Annotated in this window: 12 protein-coding genes; 4 read left to right on the plus strand and 8 right to left on the minus strand. The window is 62.1% G+C overall.

The genetic code is table 11. The features are described 5' to 3' along the window. Positions 1–11: 11 nt before the first annotated feature. Positions 12–1,718, minus strand: coding sequence for a TIGR01244 family sulfur transferase (locus ACTHJ1_RS06865; RefSeq protein ID WP_440189655.1), 1,707 nt, complete (start codon positions 1,716–1,718; stop codon positions 12–14). A gap of 40 nt (positions 1,719–1,758) precedes the next feature. Further along, on the minus strand, positions 1,759–2,643 hold the full coding sequence (locus tag ACTHJ1_RS06870) for an MBL fold metallo-hydrolase (protein WP_440189657.1): 885 nt from the start codon (positions 2,641–2,643) through the stop codon (positions 1,759–1,761). 202 nt (positions 2,644–2,845) lie between these two features. Between ACTHJ1_RS06870 and ACTHJ1_RS06875 the strand changes: the two genes are divergently transcribed. Next, positions 2,846–3,634 (plus strand): sulfite exporter TauE/SafE family protein, encoded by a 789-nt coding sequence (locus tag ACTHJ1_RS06875; RefSeq protein ID WP_440189660.1) that lies wholly within the window; start codon positions 2,846–2,848, stop codon positions 3,632–3,634. A 109-nt stretch (positions 3,635–3,743) separates the two neighbouring features. Here the strand turns inward: ACTHJ1_RS06875 and dmeF are convergent, their stop codons facing one another. The 5 genes from dmeF to ACTHJ1_RS06900 all read right to left on the minus strand — a co-directional run bounded on the left by dmeF (position 3,744) and on the right by ACTHJ1_RS06900 (position 8,227). After that, the gene (dmeF, locus tag ACTHJ1_RS06880; protein WP_440189663.1) at positions 3,744–5,027 is read right to left on the minus strand and encodes a CDF family Co(II)/Ni(II) efflux transporter DmeF; all 1,284 of its coding nucleotides are present in this window, start codon (positions 5,025–5,027) and stop codon (positions 3,744–3,746) included. 9 nt (positions 5,028–5,036) lie between these two features. Beyond that, positions 5,037–5,309, minus strand: coding sequence for a metal/formaldehyde-sensitive transcriptional repressor (locus ACTHJ1_RS06885; protein ID WP_440189666.1), 273 nt, complete (start codon positions 5,307–5,309; stop codon positions 5,037–5,039). Between the two features lie 86 nt (positions 5,310–5,395). Beyond that, a complete protein-coding gene (locus tag ACTHJ1_RS06890; protein ID WP_440189669.1) occupies positions 5,396–6,436 on the minus strand; it encodes a sensor domain-containing diguanylate cyclase in 1,041 nt (346 codons plus the stop codon). Between the two features lie 173 nt (positions 6,437–6,609). After that, positions 6,610–7,158 (minus strand): fasciclin domain-containing protein, encoded by a 549-nt coding sequence (locus ACTHJ1_RS06895; protein WP_440189672.1) that lies wholly within the window; start codon positions 7,156–7,158, stop codon positions 6,610–6,612. 127 nt (positions 7,159–7,285) lie between these two features. Next, positions 7,286–8,227 carry a LysR family transcriptional regulator gene (locus ACTHJ1_RS06900; RefSeq protein WP_440189675.1) on the minus strand — a complete coding sequence of 314 codons (942 nt, stop codon included), beginning with the start codon at positions 8,225–8,227 and terminating at the stop codon, positions 7,286–7,288. A 100-nt stretch (positions 8,228–8,327) separates the two neighbouring features. Between ACTHJ1_RS06900 and ACTHJ1_RS06905 the strand changes: the two genes are divergently transcribed. From ACTHJ1_RS06905 to ACTHJ1_RS06915, 3 genes are all read left to right on the plus strand, one after another. Beyond that, positions 8,328–9,881 carry an NADH-quinone oxidoreductase subunit L gene (locus ACTHJ1_RS06905; RefSeq protein ID WP_440189678.1) on the plus strand — a complete coding sequence of 518 codons (1,554 nt, stop codon included), beginning with the start codon at positions 8,328–8,330 and terminating at the stop codon, positions 9,879–9,881. Between the two features lie 19 nt (positions 9,882–9,900). Then, complete coding sequence (locus tag ACTHJ1_RS06910; RefSeq protein ID WP_440189680.1) at positions 9,901–12,441, plus strand: YbcC family protein; 2,541 nt, start codon at positions 9,901–9,903, stop codon at positions 12,439–12,441. Between the two features lie 263 nt (positions 12,442–12,704). Continuing rightward, positions 12,705–14,615 carry a diguanylate cyclase domain-containing protein gene (locus tag ACTHJ1_RS06915; RefSeq protein WP_440189683.1) on the plus strand — a complete coding sequence of 637 codons (1,911 nt, stop codon included), beginning with the start codon at positions 12,705–12,707 and terminating at the stop codon, positions 14,613–14,615. A 48-nt stretch (positions 14,616–14,663) separates the two neighbouring features. On the opposite strand, the gene ACTHJ1_RS06920 is transcribed toward ACTHJ1_RS06915, so the two are convergent. Then, the gene (locus ACTHJ1_RS06920) at positions 14,664–16,952 is read right to left on the minus strand and encodes a bifunctional diguanylate cyclase/phosphodiesterase (protein ID WP_440189686.1); all 2,289 of its coding nucleotides are present in this window, start codon (positions 16,950–16,952) and stop codon (positions 14,664–14,666) included. Between the last annotated feature and the right edge of the window lie 309 nt (positions 16,953–17,261).

Here is a 17,261-nt window from a genome sequence, read left to right on the forward strand (position 1 = left end):
CCGCAGCGGCCTCAAGCCGATGCGTCTTCCCCGATCTTGGGCTGATCCGCCACGTCGACCAATTTCGGCTGCACCATCCATTCGTGCCCCTTGAACATGCCCTTCCAGTAGACCCAAGGCAAGACGCGTTCCTTGAGCAGCCAGGCCAGGCGGGATGGCCGTGTGCCGTCGATAAGCCATGAGGGAAAGCTGGGCGCCACTTTTCCGCCATAGAGAAATTCGGCCAGCACGATCTTGCCGAGTTCGACGGTCAGCGGGCAGGACCCGTACCCGTTGTACTGTGCCTGGCCTTTGGCGTAACCCAGCGCCGCAAGCACGTTGTGGGCGACAACGGGCGCCTGAGCGCGAGCGGCAGCGGCCGTCTTGGCATTGCCCGTATTGCCGGCATCGCCGAGCGCGTGGACGTTTTCGTATTGCTTATGGCGCATCGTGGCCGGATCGATGTCGACCCAACCCGCCGCATCGGCCAGCGGGCTGACGCGGATGAAATCGGGCGCCTTTTGCGGCGGTACGACGTGGATCATGTCGAAGGCTTCGCGTATCGTTTCCTTGCCGCCATCGGGCCCGGTCCTGACGAACGTGGCCATTTTGCCCGGGCCGTCGATGGCGGTCAGCGTATGGCCGAAATTCAGGCCAATGCCATAGGCCTTCACATACTCCATGAGCGCGGGCACATAATCGGCCACGCCGAACAGGACGGCGCCGGAATTGTAGAAACCGATATCGACGTTTTTCAGCACGCCCCGGCGCCGCCAGTAATCGGCGGATAGATACATCGCCTTCTGGGGAGCGCCGGCGCATTTGATCGGCATCGGCGGCTGGGTAAACAAGGCTCTGCCCCCTCGCAGGGACTGCACCAGCTTCCACGTGTAAGGCGCGAGATCGTAGCGGTAATTCGACGTGACGCCGTTGCTGCCCAGCGTTTCGGCCAGGCCCTCGATGCCGCCCCAGTCGAGTTTCAGGCCGGGGCAGACGACCAGCTGCCTGTATCGAACCACCCGGCATCCGTCGAGGATCACCGCATTGCTCTGCGGGTCGAAAGCGGCGACCGCCGACTTGATCCACTGAGCGCCGCGCGGGATCAGCGAACCCATGGTGCGGGCGGTATCCGGGGCCTGGAATATGCCGCGTCCGACCAGCGTCCAGCCGGGCTGGTAGTAATGCACGTCGGCCGGGTCGATGATGGCGACATCCAGGCCGGGGTGGCGGCTCAGCATGCTGGCGGTCACCGCGATGCCTGCGGCGCCGCCGCCGATGACGACCACATCGTGTGTCGCCGCACTGATATCCGGTGCAGCGCTCGCCGGGTTGGCGATGCGGCGCGTGACGGCGCTCATGTCGTACCCGGCGCGATGCGCGCTTTCCAGGATGTCCGCAAGCGACGATTTACCGGCCTGCGAAAGCGCCCACATCGTCGTGGACCGCATGCCGGTGCGGCAATAGGCGAGCACGGGTCTGGGCAGGCTCGCCAGGGCATCGTCGAATTGCCGGGCCTGTTCGTCGGTCACCTTGCCGGATTCGACCGGCAGATAGACCGCATCCATCCCGGCCGCGCGGGCCGCTTGCTCGATTTCGGAAAACGAAGGCTGGTCGTTGCCTTCGCCGTCGGGCCGATTGCAGATCAGCGCGCGAAATCCCGCCGCTCGCAAAGCGGCGACATCCTGCGGGAAAATTTGCGGCGACACCGACAGCTCGGGGGTGAGTACGCGGGTATCCATGTCTTTCTCCAGAATTTGGCGTGCGTTCGTCGCGCGGGTCTTACAGACCGTTGACGGGAATCTTGAGGTAGCTCACGCCATTGCTTTCCGGTTCGGGCAAATGGCCCGCGCGCATATTGACCTGGACCGAGGGCAGGATCAGCACCGGCATTTCAAGCATCGCATCGCGCTTGGTGCGCATGGCTACGAACTCGTCTTCGCTGATGCCTTCGTGGACATGGATGTTTTGCGCGCGCTCCTGAGCCACGGTGCTGACGAATTGCAGTTCGCGGCCGCCGGGCTGATAGTCGTGGCACATATAGAGCCGAGTCTCGGCCGGCAAGGCCAGTACCTTGGCGATGGACCGGTACAGCGTATGCGCGTCTCCCCCCGGAAAATCGCATCGCGCCGTGCCGTAGTCGGGCATGAACAGCGTGTCGCCGACGAAAGCGGCCAGCTCGCGGCCATCGCCCACGACATAGGTCACGCACGCCGGCGTATGGCCGGGCGTATGCATAATCCGCGCCTCGAGGCCGCCGATCGCAAAACGATCGCCGTCGTCGAACAGCCGGTCGAACTGGCTGCCGTCGCGCGCGAACTGCGCGCCGACGTTGAACAGTTCGCCGAACACAGTTTGCACGGTCGTGATGTGCCGGCCTATGCCGACCATGCCGCCCAGCTTCTGTTTGAGATAGGGCGCCGCCGACAGGTGGTCCGCATGCACATGGGTCTCGAGAATCCATTGCACCGTCGCACCCAATTCCTTGACGCGCGCGACGAGCTTGTCTGCGCTGGCGGTGGACGTGCGTCCCGACTTGGGGTCGTAGTCGAGCACGCTGTCGATCAGCGCGCACTGCCTGCTCGCCTCGTCCAGAACGATGTAGCTCATCGTCGAGGTGTGGGTATCGAAATAGCCTTCGATCTGCATTGCCTTCTTGTCGCTCATGATTGCTCCCGCGCAGCCTGCCTGTCTTCGACGGGAAACGTTCCCGGCCCAGTCCATTGCTTTCCGGCGCATACCGCAGGCTTTTGTCACGCCGAAATGCCTTGCTTATTTATACTTTATAGAAATATACTTATTATTATAAGTAATTTATGACGGAGAAGACAAGACCCTCCAGGGTCGACGCCTCCAAGGAGAAGCATCGATGCTCTCGGCAGTTCAGTACCTTCTGGGGGGCGTCTCGGGCTCCCTGGTCGGCTTCACGCTCGGTCTGGTCGGCGGCGGCGGGTCCATCCTGGCCGTGCCTTTCATCGTCTACCTGGTGGGGGTAACAGACCCCCACTTGGCCATCGGAACCAGCGCGTTCGCGGTCGCCGCCAACGCCGGCGCCAACCTGCTTGCGCACGCGCGCCGAGGCACCGTGAAGTGGTCGATCGCCGGCCCCTTCGCGGCCGCAGGCGTCATCGGTGCCATGCTGGGCTCGTCTCTGGGCAAGGCCGTCGACGGGCAGAAACTGCTGGCGGCGTTCGCGCTGCTGATGCTTGCGGTCGGCGCGCTGATGCTGCGCAATCGCGGCGGCAGCGAGGCCGCCGCAGCGCAACCCGTGCGGCACCGCTCGGCGCGCGTTTCCGCGATGGGGGGCCTGACCGGCCTGCTATCGGGCTTTTTCGGTATCGGCGGCGGGTTCCTGATCGTTCCCGGCCTCATGTACTCGGCCAGGGTGCCCATCCTTTATGCCGTCGGCTCGTCACTGGTGGCCGTAACGGCCTTTGGCTTGACCACGGCAGTCAACTATGCCTGGGTCGGCTGGGTGGACTGGCCTCTGGCTTTCGTTTTCATCGGCGGCGGCGTTGCCGGGGGACTGATCGGCACACGGTTCGCGCACGGCCTGGCCAAGCGCAAGGGCATGCTCAATCTGGTGTTCGCCGGGCTTGTCTTCTTCGTCGCGATCTACATGCTCTATCGCAGCGGCCACGCCTTGGGCAAATGGTAGTCCGCTGCGGGCATGCCTAAGCGAATATCGGCATCAGTCAGAACCCGCCATGTGGCGACAACGTCGGAATCGTCACCATGTGGCATCCACATCGCAGCGCCGAAATCGGTCAGCGAGCGGCAAGCGTCGGATTCACCTCGACCGTCACATGCGATAGCCCTTTGAAGCGCTTGATCGCCGTGCGGTAGAAGCTCGGACTGCGCTGAGCGTCGTCGGTTGCCACCGAGACGATCGCACTCATATGCCCCGGGCCGACGCGCCACACATGCAGATCGAGTACGGCGTCGCCGTTGTCTTCGATCACATGGCGAACATGCTCGGCCATGCGCTTGTCCGGATTCATGTCGAGCAAAATGCCGCCGGTATCGCGCATCAGGCCCCATGACCAGTTAGCAATCACCAGCGCGCCGATTACGCCCGCAAGCGGATCCATCCAGACCCAGCCGAACGCACGCGCCAGCAGCAAGCCGATGATCGCCAGCACGGAGACCGCCGCGTCGGCAATGACGTGAACGTAGGCCGAGCGAATGTTGTGGTCGCGGTTCGCGGCCGCCTGAGCGTCGTCGTGATCGTGCTCGTGTTCCTCGAACTCGATCTGATATTCGCCGTCGGGCAAATGGACAATGGCCCTGAAGGCATGCGGTTCGGGAATATCTTCCTTGGATTCCAGATAACCGTCGCGATCTGCGAACATGAAGACCTGGCGCGCGCCGTCGGGGCGGATCGTCGTCACTGAAACGGCATTGGCCTGCAGCGTCATGGATGCCGTTTCGGGCGCAATGCGAAAGACCGGCGGCACACCGTCTTCAAAGACCGACAACACGAACGCGCCGGCGCTGCCAACGATGCGATGCGTCTCGCCTTCGTGCCCCTGTTCGTGTCCATGGCTGTGATTATGACCGTGGCTGTGCCCGTGACTGTGGCCGTGATGGTCGCCGCTCAGCAGCCAAACGCTCGCCAGATTGACCAGCAGGCCGAGCGCGGCAATGGGGATCGCCTGGCTGAAGTGGATGGGTACGGGCGAGAAAAAACGCGATATCGCTTCGTACGCGATCAGCAGCGCAATCATGGCGAGCACGATGGCGCTGGTAAAGCCGGCAAGGTCGCCCAGCTTGCCGGTACCGAATACGAAGCGCCTGTCGGCCGCGTGTCTACGTGCGTAGGTATACGCCAATGCCGCGATGAGCATGGCACCGGCGTGCGTAGACATGTGCAGCCCGTCGGCGACGAGCGCCAGCGAACCGAAGAGACCGCCACCCACGATTTCGATCACCATCATCGCGCTGCACAGCGCGATGACCATCCAGGTCCTGCGCTCGTTGTCCTCGTGAGCCGCACCCAGAAAGATATGGTCGTGTCCCGCTCCGAAGGCGGAATCTTCAAAGTCGCTCATGGTTTCCTCTTACTTGAAGTAGCTGTGGACGACTTCGATTAGTTGCTCGGTTCCGCTGCCTTGCCCGTGGTTCGGCTCCGCGTCGACCAGATGCGTTCGGATGTGGTCTTCGAGAACTACGGCAAGAAGCCCGTTCATCGCGCCGCGGCTGCTGGCGATAAGCTGGAGCACATCCATGCAGCCGTGTTCTTCTTCCAGCGCGCGCTCGATGGCCTCGACCTGCCCCTTGATGCGGCGAACCCGGTTGAGCAGCTTCTGCTTTTCGCGAATCGTATGGCTCACCGGCATCTCTCATAAATACTATAGGGGGGTATAGTATAAATCACAGGACGTAAAACGCTGTGCTGCCCGGCGTCCTGCGCCCCGGACTAGGCGGAAGCCTCGGAACGCCGGGCGGCCGCAGCCCGGCGCTCCTTCTTTACTGCATACATCAAAGCATCTGCCTGCTTGAGCGCCTGCGCAGCGTCGTGCGTACTGGGCCTCACGTCCAACACGCCGACGCTGGCACCCGTGTAATCGAACCTCACGTCTCCAAGCGGGTACTCGCCCGCCGTAGCCAGAAATATCCGCTCATGAAAAGCCTGCCGCGCGGCAGCCAGCCGATCCGGCTCCGACGCATCGGGGCAGAGCTCGACCACCACGAATTCGTCGCCCCCAATGCGGGCCGCCATGCCCCCGGAACGCAGAATGGAACGCAGGCGAGCGGCCAGTTCCACCAGAAACTGGTCGCCGACGTCATGGCCGTATCTATCGTTGATGGCCTTAAAGCCATCGAGATCCACGAAAGCGATCAGCACCGGGATATCGCGCGCATTGCGATCTTCGAGCATCTGCATCAGCTTCTGCTGCAAGGCGCGCCGATTGGCCAATTGCGTCAAGGGGTCGGTGGCGGCATAGCGGGCGAGCGCTTCGTTCGCCAGACACAGCTGCCGGATCAGCTTTTCGCGCTCGACTTGACGAGCGATCAAACCCGCGAACAGCAGAAGTATGTGCGTGATATCGACGGGCAACACGCGAGACCCGGTGCTGGCTGCGCACAACGTCCCGTACAGAGAACCGTCGTCCAGCCTCACCGGCGAGCTCAGATAAGTATGGATGCCCAGTTCCCGCGCCGCGGCGGAGTCGCCCCAGCATGCGCCGACGTCGTCGGTGAAAAACCGCCCGTCTTCCAGAGCCCGCTTGCACAACGTGTCGTTCCAAGGCACGGACAGCCCTTCCGGAATTTGCAGCAGACCCGTATTGCGGGCATAGAGAATCTGCTGGACGCCCGCCTCCAGATCGATGGTGGTCAGGTATGTCGATTCCAGGCCGGAAACGGCTTCCAGCGTTTCCAGCAACGGCCGGGTCAATTCCTCAAGCGTCCTGGCCGATGCCACGGATCTGGCAAGACAATCCAGCTGAAGGTCCATGAAAAACGCCTTTGCTCGAAGACGAAATCGTTGGCCAATCAAGCGCTGATACGAGAGGAATATAGGCTGCGCAGATACCCCCTTTGCAGCCCTGAAATGAATTTGTCGCTTCAGGGGGGGAACTCGCATGCTGCGAGAAACACCCCCCCTGCAAATCTTAGCCAAAAATCGACTTATTTGGGCAACAAAACCTTGTCCACCACGTCGATCACCCCGTTTTTCTGAATGACATCATAGGTGCTGATATCCGCGACGCCGCCGGTGCCGTCCTTGATCTGGATATTTTGCGGACCGTTCATCATGAGGGTGAGCATGCCGCCCTCGGCCGTCTTGAGTCGAGCCTGGCCGCCATGCTTGCGTATCAGATTTTCGAGGTCATGCTTGGTATAACGGCCCGGAACGACGTGGTAGGTCAGCACTTTCACGAGCTGCTGCTTGTTTTCCGGCTTGAGCAGGTTCTCGACGGTACCCGCGGGCAGCACGTCAAAAGCCATGTTTGTCGGGGCAAAAACCGTAAATGGCCCCTTGCCTTCGAGGGTGGGCACAAGGCCGGCGGCCTTGACCGCAGCCACCAATGTCGTGTGATCTTTCGAATTCACGGCATTTTGCACAATGTTCTTTTCGGGATACATCGCGGCACCGCCGACGTCAACTGAAGCGGCGACAGCCGTGCCGGACGACAGGGCTGCGATGAGAACTGCTGACAAAAGAGTGGCTTTCATGACGATTCCTTTCAATGGGGTGTTTTCCAGGCACTGCCATCACACATACGAGTGAGGATCGGGCTTGGATGCGCCGTCATGAAAAAGAATCAAGGCAGGCGGACTGCCGTGTCGTACAAAGAGAAATTCATCCCGCCGCATTAGGCCCCGCCGCAGCGGTGTCCGCCCCAGCGACCAGCGCCAGATCGGGCGCCGACTGCAGCAGCGCTTCCAAGCGCTCGATGCGATGACGGTGCGGCGTGGTGATGGCGTAAAAGTGCTCGTGCAACTGCGGGCACTGTCCGACGATGCAAAGCAACCCGTTGCTCAACTCGTCTTGCACCACCACTTCGGGCAACACCGCGAGCCAGCCACTGTCGCGGGCAATGAGGCGAAGCATGGCCATGTCGTCCACCTCGGCGCGCACCTGCGGCTTGACCTGAGCCGTCAGGCACAAGGCATCGAACTGGGAGCGCACGGCGTGATGCCGCCCCGGTAGCGCGATTTCCAAGCCGTCGAGATCCTGCGGCACACGCAGGTGCTTGCCGCGCCAGCGCCGCGACGGGCCGATCAATGACAGCGGCTGCTCTCCAAGAAAGCGGCTGTGCAGCGGGCGCTGCGGATCGGCGGTGACCGGCTCGTTGGCCAGGACCAGATCCAGCTGGTGCTCGGCCAGACGTCCGAGCAGATGCTCCAGCGTGCCGGACTCCAGGGTCAACACGACCGAGGTGTCGTTCAGAAGCGGGCGGAACAGGTTTTCCTGGTAGTTGCGCGACATGGTGGCCACGCTTCCGATGCGCAGGCGCATGACGCCTTCACTATGCCCCTGCAGCCGCCCCAACAACTCTTGCCCCAGGCCGAAGATGTTCTCGGCATAGGCCTGCACCAGTTGACCTGTTTCGGTCAGCACCAGGCGCCGCCCCTCGCGTATGAACAAGGCATCGCCCAGGCGCTCTTCGAGTTGCCGGATTTGCGCAGAAAGAGAGGACTGCGAGGTATGCAGTTCTCTGGCTGCGCGGGTCAGATGCCCGAGCTGGGCGACGCGCCAGAAATAGAGCAGATGATGGAAATTGAGTTGCTCAAGTTTCATCGTTCTATTTTATATATGTTTTTGTTCTTATCAATCTATTTTACAGAATTAATAATGCATCGCAACATGACGCCCGTCGATTCTTTTACGAAAAAAAGCCATGTCCGCTACGCCTGCATTGATTCTGTTGCTTCCTGCCGTGTCGATGGGAATAGGGCCGCTGCTCTTGCTGCGATTCGCTGCGAGCGCTCGGCCATGGCGTATCTTCATGCCGCTTTCCGCGTTTGCTTTTGCCGCCAGTCTGTCTGCGGCATGGTTCGGCGCGCGCATGCCGACGGGTTTGCCGTGGCTGGCCTGGACGCCGTTGGGCGGCCTTCTGGCCGCACTGGTACAGCTGCTGGGAACCGTGATCGGGGCGTTTTCCGCGCGCTACCTCGAAGGAGAGGACGGCCAGACACGCTACGCCGCGGCCCTGGCAGCCATGCTGGCCGCCGTGCATTTGTTGCTGCTGGCGAATCACTGGCTGGTGCTGATCGCAGCCTGGTCGCTGATCGGCGTCGCCTTGCAGCACTTGCTGTGCTTTTACGGCGACCGTCCGTTCGCGCGTCTGGCCACTCACAAAAAGCGTCTGGCCGATCGCCTGGCCGACGTGCTGCTGCTGGCCGCGGCGCTGCTGGCATGGCACGAAACGGGCAATGGCGCGCTCGGCGATCTCGCCAGCCGCATTGCAGCGCACGGCGCCAGCCCTGCGCTGCAATGCAGCGCCGTCTGCCTCGCGTTGGCGGTTGTTCTGCGCACGGCCTTGCTGCCCGTGCACGGCTGGCTGATCCAGGTCATGGAAGCGCCGACGCCCGTTTCCGCGCTGCTGCACGCGGGCGTCGTAAACCTGGGTGGATTCGTGCTGATTCGCTTTGCCACCCTGCTGGACCACGCGCCAGCCGCGCGCTGGCTGCTGGTGATAACAGGTTTGACGACGGCGGCGTTGGCCGGTCTGGTCATGCTCACCCGCATTTCCATCAAGGTGCGGCTGGCCTGGTCGACCGTCGCGCAAATGGGTTTCATGGTGCTGGAGTGCGGCCTGGGTCTATACACCTTTGCGGCACTGCACCTGTTGGGCCATTCGCTTTACAAGGCGCACCATTTTCTTTCGGCCTCCGGCGCGGTGCGCCAGACACGCCGGCAGATGATGCGGGATGCGGCGCCCGTTCATCCCGCCAGCTTGCTGCTGGCTCCCATCGCCGCAGCCGGGGTGCTGCACCTGCTGCACAGGGCCGGCGCCGCGGACTGGCCCTGGTGGTGGACCGTCTCGCTGGCCCTGGCCTGGGCGCCGCTTCTCTGGCTGCCTCGAACGCGCGAGCCAGGCGCGACACTGCGCCCGATTCTGGCCGGGTCGATCATGATCGCGGGCCTGGGAGGGGTCGCCTCGCTGGCGCACCTCCTGCCCCTCGGGTTGCACGATGCCCCCGAGACCGCGCCGGGGATACTGGCATTGAGCGGCCTGACGGCGCTGTACGGATGCCTGGCGTTGTTGCAATGGCGCCCGCAGGCCTTGGCCACATGGCGCGGCTGGAGCTATGCCGGCTTCTACATTGACGAGCACTACACGAGATTGACGCTGCGATTGTGGCCTACCCCCTGGACGGGGGCCGCACCGCAAGCCGCTCGCGGCCATTCTGCAGGCAATGCCAACACCAGCGCGGCAAACGTCTACTGACTTCAGGAGGCCGACCATCATGAACACCATTGAACTCGCTCCGCCGATGAGCGATACCGCCCGCCCCCATAACGAGACTGTCGCGAACGAACATGCCGGTGTAGAGGCGGCCTGCGAACAGGCCTGCGAGGCGATCGCTCCTGCCTGGCCGCTGGACCGCTCCATCGCCGTGAATCCGCACTGGTCCCGCATCCGCATGCCGGTTCGGACAGTGGCTGCGCGCATGGCAGTGTTCGGCCGCATCCAGGTGTTTGCCCCCCGCACCCTACAGCGCCAGGCCTGGCAGGAGGGGCGGATTCAAGCCACCGATCTGGCCCACGCCCTGGCCATGCTGCCTGCGGGAGACGCCGCAGCATGGACCCTGGATCGCCTGGTGGCGGTTCTGGACACGACGCCGCGCACGCATCAGCTGCCCTTGCTCATCGACATCCTGGACAACGATGCCCGCCGCAACACACGGCTGTCATGGCGGCAGGCCATCACGCATCAGATCAGCCAGACCTGCGCCGCCTATTTCGATATGCAGCAGGCAGAGTGGCAGCCCGAGCGCAATCAGGGCCTTTATGCATTCTGGCGCGACACGCTGAGCCATGACCACGGCATCGGCACACTGATGGGACTGCCCAAGCTGGGCAAGGCGCTGGGCGCGCTGCCGGCCACACGCGAGGCGGCCGAGCGCTGGGCGATGGAGCGCCTGCACCTCGCCCCGTCCTTGTGGGCGGATTACCTGGAGGCCGTGCTGCTCACCATCAACGGCTGGGCCTCATGGTGTTCCTATTTGCGCTGGCAGGCGCAACAGGAGGGGCGCGTCGATCTGCATTTACGCGACCTGCTCGCGATTCGCCTGGCATGGGGCGCCGTTTTGCTGGACGGCAAGGACGATGCCGATACGCGCCAGGCTTTCGGCGTCTTGCATCGCGCCTGGCGGCAAGCCCCCTCGTTGCTGGCGCAGTGCGAGCAGGAACTGCTGGCCGATGAGATCTGGCAATCGGCTCTGGAAATCGGCTACCAGCGTCAACTGTCCGAGCGGCTTGCCGCGGCCGGCCCGGCGCCGGATTCACGGCAGAACATTCAAGCGCAGGCCGTCTTTTGCATTGACGTGCGCAGCGAACCGTTGCGCCGCGCGCTGGAGGCGACCTGGCCCGCCGTACAGACATTCGGCTATGCCGGATTCTTCGGTTTGCCGATGGCCTATACGCCGTTGGGCACGGCGATGCGGCGGCCGCAGCTACCGGGTCTGCTGCCCGCGTCCCTGGATGTCGCGGAGCAAATCATCACGGCCGAAAACGCCCATGCCGGGCAGGACGCCGCTGCGCAGGACGCGGCCCGCCGTGCCAGACAGAATCGACTGGCGCTGTCGCAACAATGGCAGAGCGCCAGCCGCTGGCCGGGCGCCGCGTTTTCCTTCGTCGAGGCCGCCGGTGTCGGCTATCTGGCCAAGCTCGGGCAATGGCTACGCCCGTCGGACAGTCCGCGCGTCAACGATGATCTGGCGGGTTTGCCCGCCCGCCTGCGGCCTTTGTGCCGCCCCACGCTGCAGGGCTTGGGCACCGATGCCAAGGTGGCGTTGGCAGCGCGCGTTCTCAGGGGCATGGGGCTTGACCGGGAGTTTGCGCCGCTGGTGGTATTCGTCGGCCACGGAAGCCAGACCCGCAACAACGCCCAAGCCTCGGCGCTGGACTGCGGCGCCTGCTGCGGACAGACCGGCGAGGCCAATGCCCGCAGCCTGGCACGCCTGCTCAATGAGGCGTCGGTACGCGCCGGGTTGGTTCAACAGGGCATCGTCATCCCTGCCGATACCCGGTTCGTGGGCGCCCTGCACAACACCACGACGGACGAAATCGAGGGCTTCGATCTGGACTTGCTCGAACCCGCCGCGCGCGCGCGCTACGACGCGTTGGATGCTGCTCTGCACCGTGCCGGCGACCAGGTGCGACGCGAGCGCGCCCCGCGCCTGGGGATCGCTCCCCGCGACGGCCACGACCCATTGCTCAGGCAGTTCCGCCGCCGTGCCAATGACGGCGCCCAAAATCGTCCGGAGTGGGGCCTGACGGGAAATGCCGCGTTTCTGATCGCGCCGCGCTGGCGCAGCAGAGGCATTACGCTGGAAGGACGATGCTTTCTGCACGACTATGACGCGAGCCGCGATCCGCAGGGCGCGCTGCTCGAGCAGCTGATGACGGCGCCCATGCTCGTCACCCACTGGATCAACTGGCAGTACCACGCCAGCACCTGCGATCCCGAGCGCCTGGGCAGCGGCAACAAGCTTTTGCACAACGTGGTGGGCGGCGTCATCGGCGTTTTCGAGGGCAACGGCGGCGATCTTCGCATCGGCTTGTCGCGGCAATCGCTGCACGATGGCGCGCGCTGGGTACACGAGCCGCTGAGGCTGACCGTGGCCATTGACGCGCCGGCCGCCGCCATCGAGCGCGTCATGGGGTCTCACGTCGCGGTGCGGCAATTGATCGACAACGGCTGGTTGCATTTGTGGCGCTGGGCCAGCGACGGGCTCATGGAACGTTATGCCCAGGGCCGGTGGCACGCTCTGCCCTGGCGCTGACCGCCTTGGCACGGCTGAGCCGGGTTTGAATCGATCTGCCTGACTCAGCCGCTTCTATGTCATTTGCGCCTCACGCGCCTGCGAACGCGAAAACGTGCGAATATCGTGCTCTGAAAAAGCAGATATCGGTATGAGCGCATTGCCTGCATCGTTGCCTTCTCTCGGCTCAACCACACTGTCGGCACGTCATGCCCAAGCCTGCCCGCCATGCCGAAAATTGAACATGCACCTTCGTTCAAGACACCGAGAATAGGAGATGAATCATGTATCCACCGGGATGTCCTGCCAATGAAGAAGCGCGCCTGTCCACGCTTATCGACCTGGGCATTCTGGACACCCCGCCCGAAGACGAATTGGACAGGATCACCCGTCTGGCAAGAAAGCTATTCCATGTCAAGACGGCGCTGGTGTCGTTGATCGACGAAAAGCGGCAGTGGTTCAAATCGGCCATCGGACTCGATGCGAAGGAAACGCCGCGCGACATCTCTTTCTGCGGTCACGCGATTCTCGGAAACGCCACGTTCGTCGTCAACGACGCGCTTAAAGACGATCGCTTTTTTGACAACCCGCTGGTTACCGGAGAGCCCAACATAAGATTTTATGCAGGCCATCCCTTGCAATCGATCGAGGGATACAACCTGGGGACTCTCTGCATTCTGGACTCCCAACCCAGGGAATTTTCCCGAGAAGATGTCGACAGCCTGGTAGATCTCGCGAAGATCGTGGAAGGATATCTCCAGACTCTGGAGGTCTCGCGCAACAGCCAGAGAGTCGAAAATCTGCTGCAAAACACCAATTCACTGCTGGAACGCACCATACACTCGCTCGGGGTCGGAATCATCTGGCTCTCCGGCGACGCAACCATCGTCCAGATGAACCATGTGGCGTGCGACATCCTGGGCTACTCCCCCTTCGATCTCAGGAACAAGTCCTTCTACGACATCGTTCACGACGAAGGCCGGGAAAAGCTGAAAAATCTCGTCAGCGAGCCCCTGGTTCCCGGAACGGCCCTCTCTGCGCTCGAGATACGCCTGCGCGATCATGACAACTCATCGCGCTGGATCCAGCTCAATGTCTCCGTCCTCCAGGACGACAACATGGCGGACCGGTATCTGGTCGGCATACTGACAGATATCTCCGATAGAAAGCGGATCGAGAAAGATCTGGAAAAGCTGAGGCTTTCCCTGGAGCAACGGGTGGCTGCGCGAACCCAGAAACTCAAGCAATCGATTGCCATCCTCAACCAGGAGATCGAGCGCAGGCACCGCTCGGAGAGAAGCCTGGAGGAAGAAAAAGCGCATTTCGTGGCGACGCTCGAAAACGTAAACGATGCCTTCGTGGAAATCGACAGCCACGGCAAGATCCAGGCCTGGAACAAGGCAGCGGAAAAATTGTTCGGCTGGAGCAAGAGCGAAGTCTTGAACCAGGACCTGGCCGACGTCGTCATTCCGCCCGAAGCGCGAGCGCAGCACCATGCCGGGTTTTCGCGCTTTGTCAGCACGGGAAAAAGCGACATGATGGGCAGGCGTCTGGAGATGACGGCGCTGAAGAAATCGGGAGAATCCTTCCCGGTGGAAATGACGCTGGGATTTTCCAACACCAATAGCTCGCTGTTCATCAATGCCTTCCTTCACGACATCTCCGAACGCAAGGAAAGGCAAATCAAGCTGGAGAAAGAAGCCCTTCAAGACGCATTGACAGGCCTGCCCAACCGCCGGCATTTCATGCGCCTGCTGAAAGAGGCCTGCAGCAGGCAATACGAGGACGGGCACGGCATCGCCCTGCTCTTCCTGGACCTGGACGGCTTCAAGCGCATCAACGACACCCATGGGCACGAATTCGGCGACAAGGTGTTGTCGACTTTCGCGAAAACGCTCCAGGACTGCGTCCGCAAATCTGATCGCGTCTGCCGGCTGGCAGGCGACGAATTCACGGTCATTCTTGAAAATCTGCAGAACCCGGGCACCGACTCGCAGGCCATCGCGCAAAAAATCATCGAGCGAACCCGGGCCATGGAGCCGATAGAAGGCATGGCGCTGTCTTGCTCCACCAGTGTGGGAGTGGCCATTTCCGACTCCCGCCGCTCGCGCACCGACAAGGAACTCCTGAAGCTGGCCGACGAGGCCATGTACAAGGCCAAATCCGCCGGCAAAGATCGGTTTCATATCGCCTAGCGCGTCCAACGGCGAGCCTGCCTGGAAAGCCGATGCGCGCCGTTTTCGCTACCGCCCCCGCTGGCGCATGAAATCCTCGAACGCCTCGGGCGGCATGGGCCTGCCGAGCCAATAGCCCTGGCCGTAATCGCAACCGGCCTCGATGAGCAAGTCGTACTGTTCGCTCGTCTCGACCCCCTCGGCCACGACCTGGATGCCCAGCTTGTGAGCCATCTCGATCATGGCGCAGCAGAGCATCAGATCGGTCGTGCCGGCGCTGAGATTGCGGATGAACGATTGGTCGATCTTCAGATAGTCGACATCGAATTTCTTCAGATAGGACAATGATGAATAGCCGGTGCCGAAGTCGTCGATGGCGATCTGCACATCCTGCTCTTGAAAAGCCTGCAGGATCGCCTTGACATTGATGTCGGACTCCATAAGCGCGCCTTCGGTGATTTCCACCACGAGGCATTTACCCGGCAAATTTTCCCGGCGGAGCATGTCGAGCCAGTGACTGCTGTCCCGGTCATGCCGGCCGCGGTTTCTCGGATCGGCCGCGAACTGGATCGGCGATTTGTTGACGCTGACCTGGAAATCGCAACCGTATCGCGCGCGCCAGTGCTTGACCTGACGCACGACCTCTTCGAAAACCCAATCTCCCAGCGGATGGATCAGCCCGGTGTCTTCGGCCACCGGAATGAATCGACCCGGCGACACCATGCCCCGGTCCGGATGATGCCAGCGCACCAGCGCCTCGGCTTTCATCACCTGCCCGGTACGCAGATCGACGATAGGCTGGTAGTGAACCTGCAATTGCCCGGCCCCGATTGCCGTACGCAGATCTGCGGCCAAACGCATGCGCGCCAGCGCCTCTTCCTGCATGGAGTTGGAAAAGAACCGGAAACATTGCCGCCCGGAATTCTTGGCGGCGTACATCGCCTGATCCGCATTGCGCAGCAGCTCGACCAGCGTCGTCGCATCGTCGGGCAGCTTGGCAATGCCGATGCTTGCCGAGACGTAAACCGTCGAATGTTGCAGTGTGTAGGGCGCAGAAAGACCGTCGATGATTTTCTGGGCAATTTGCCCGATGTCGGAAGTGTCCGCGACATCCGACAGGGCCACGGTAAATTCGTCGCCACCGAGCCTGGCAACGATATCGGTCGATCGCACCGACGCGGCGATGCGGTTTGCCGCCTCGATAAGCAATTGATCGCCGATATCGTGGCCCAGCGTGTCGTTGACCTCCTTGAACCGGTCGATGTCGATGAAGAGGACCGCCAGCGAAGACCGATTGCGATGCGATTCCCGGATCTTCTGTTCGAGCCGGTCCGAGAACAGCCGCCGGTTCGGCAGCCCGGTCAGCCCATCGAAATTCGCGGCGCGCCACATATCGGCCTCGGCAGCGACCAGAGCCCGGTTTCTTTCATCCAGGGCAATTCGTCCTGCCTCCAGCGACTGAATGAACTGGTCCTGCCGGGCGAGGGTACGGATCAGCAGTTCGGACAGCAAAATCAGCATACCGCCGGCCAGGCCGATCAGCGCGATGACGAGCCATGCCTGGCGCCGCCATTCCGCGAACGCCGATCTTTCGCTGAGACCGACATTGACCAGATAGCCATAGCGCTGGCTGCGCAGATAGGAGTAGTAGCGGCGTTCGGGGTCCAGGCTATTGCCATCGCTGAGATAACTGCCTTCGGAGCCGTCTGCTTTCAGGGCTGCGAGCATCGTGTTGCTCACCTTCCTGGTTCCGATCGGCGTCGGATTTTCGGAGCCGAAGGTATAGCGCGCAATCAGCCCCAGATCATCGTCGCGCAGGGCGAGCGAACCGCCGGGCTCCATTTTGACCTTGTCGAGCATTTTCTCGACTTCACTGACATTGATGATCGCATAGACCGTGCCGCCGAACGAGCCGTCGGGATGATTGAAGCGCCGCGCGAAGATCCAGAGCCACTTGCCGGTGACGCGGCTGACGACCGGTTTTGCCACGAGCAGGCCGACCGACGGATCGTCGCGCAAACGCACGAAGAATTCGCGATCCGCCAGCTGGACGCCCCCCGGTATGAGGTTGCTGCTATTGACGATATTGCCTTTGTCGTCGGTGACCCGGAACCCCGTGATCTCCGGTATGCGCGACTGCTGCCGCTGCATGGCTTGCGTCAGGTCAGCCGAATTCAGCCGGCCCGGATCGGTTCGCTCGATCCCGTCGGACAGAGACAGCAACGCCACATTGACGGTGTCGATCAGACCATCGAAGGTCTGCGTGACAGATTGGGCCAGACTGCGAGTGGTGTTTTCCTGGCGCTTGGCCATCTGTTCGTGCAATGCGAACAGGACCACACCCGATGTCGACGCCATCAGGAGAATCAGCGCCGTAAAGCCTCCACGGATCAGGAGTCTCAGGCGAAATCGACCGGCGGAACCGGATCGGGGCACTCGTGAATGAGAAACTTGCATCGAAGCTTTCACCGCGGGCGAAAGTCGGTACTCGACTGTCATTGCCGTATGAACTTATGATGAATTTTCAGCAAAACAGAGCAGAGACAAGCGCAAAATTCTAAAACAGCATGATCCTATCACTACTCTGTGCAGTGCAAGAATGGCAATCAACCCTCGAGTAGCGTTAGCATGATGCCACTCGCCCTGGCGGGCGCGCCGTCGGTGCGC

It is taken from the genome of Bordetella sp., from assembly GCF_051960075.1.
GTDB lineage: Bacteria > Pseudomonadota > Gammaproteobacteria > Burkholderiales > Burkholderiaceae_B > Bordetella.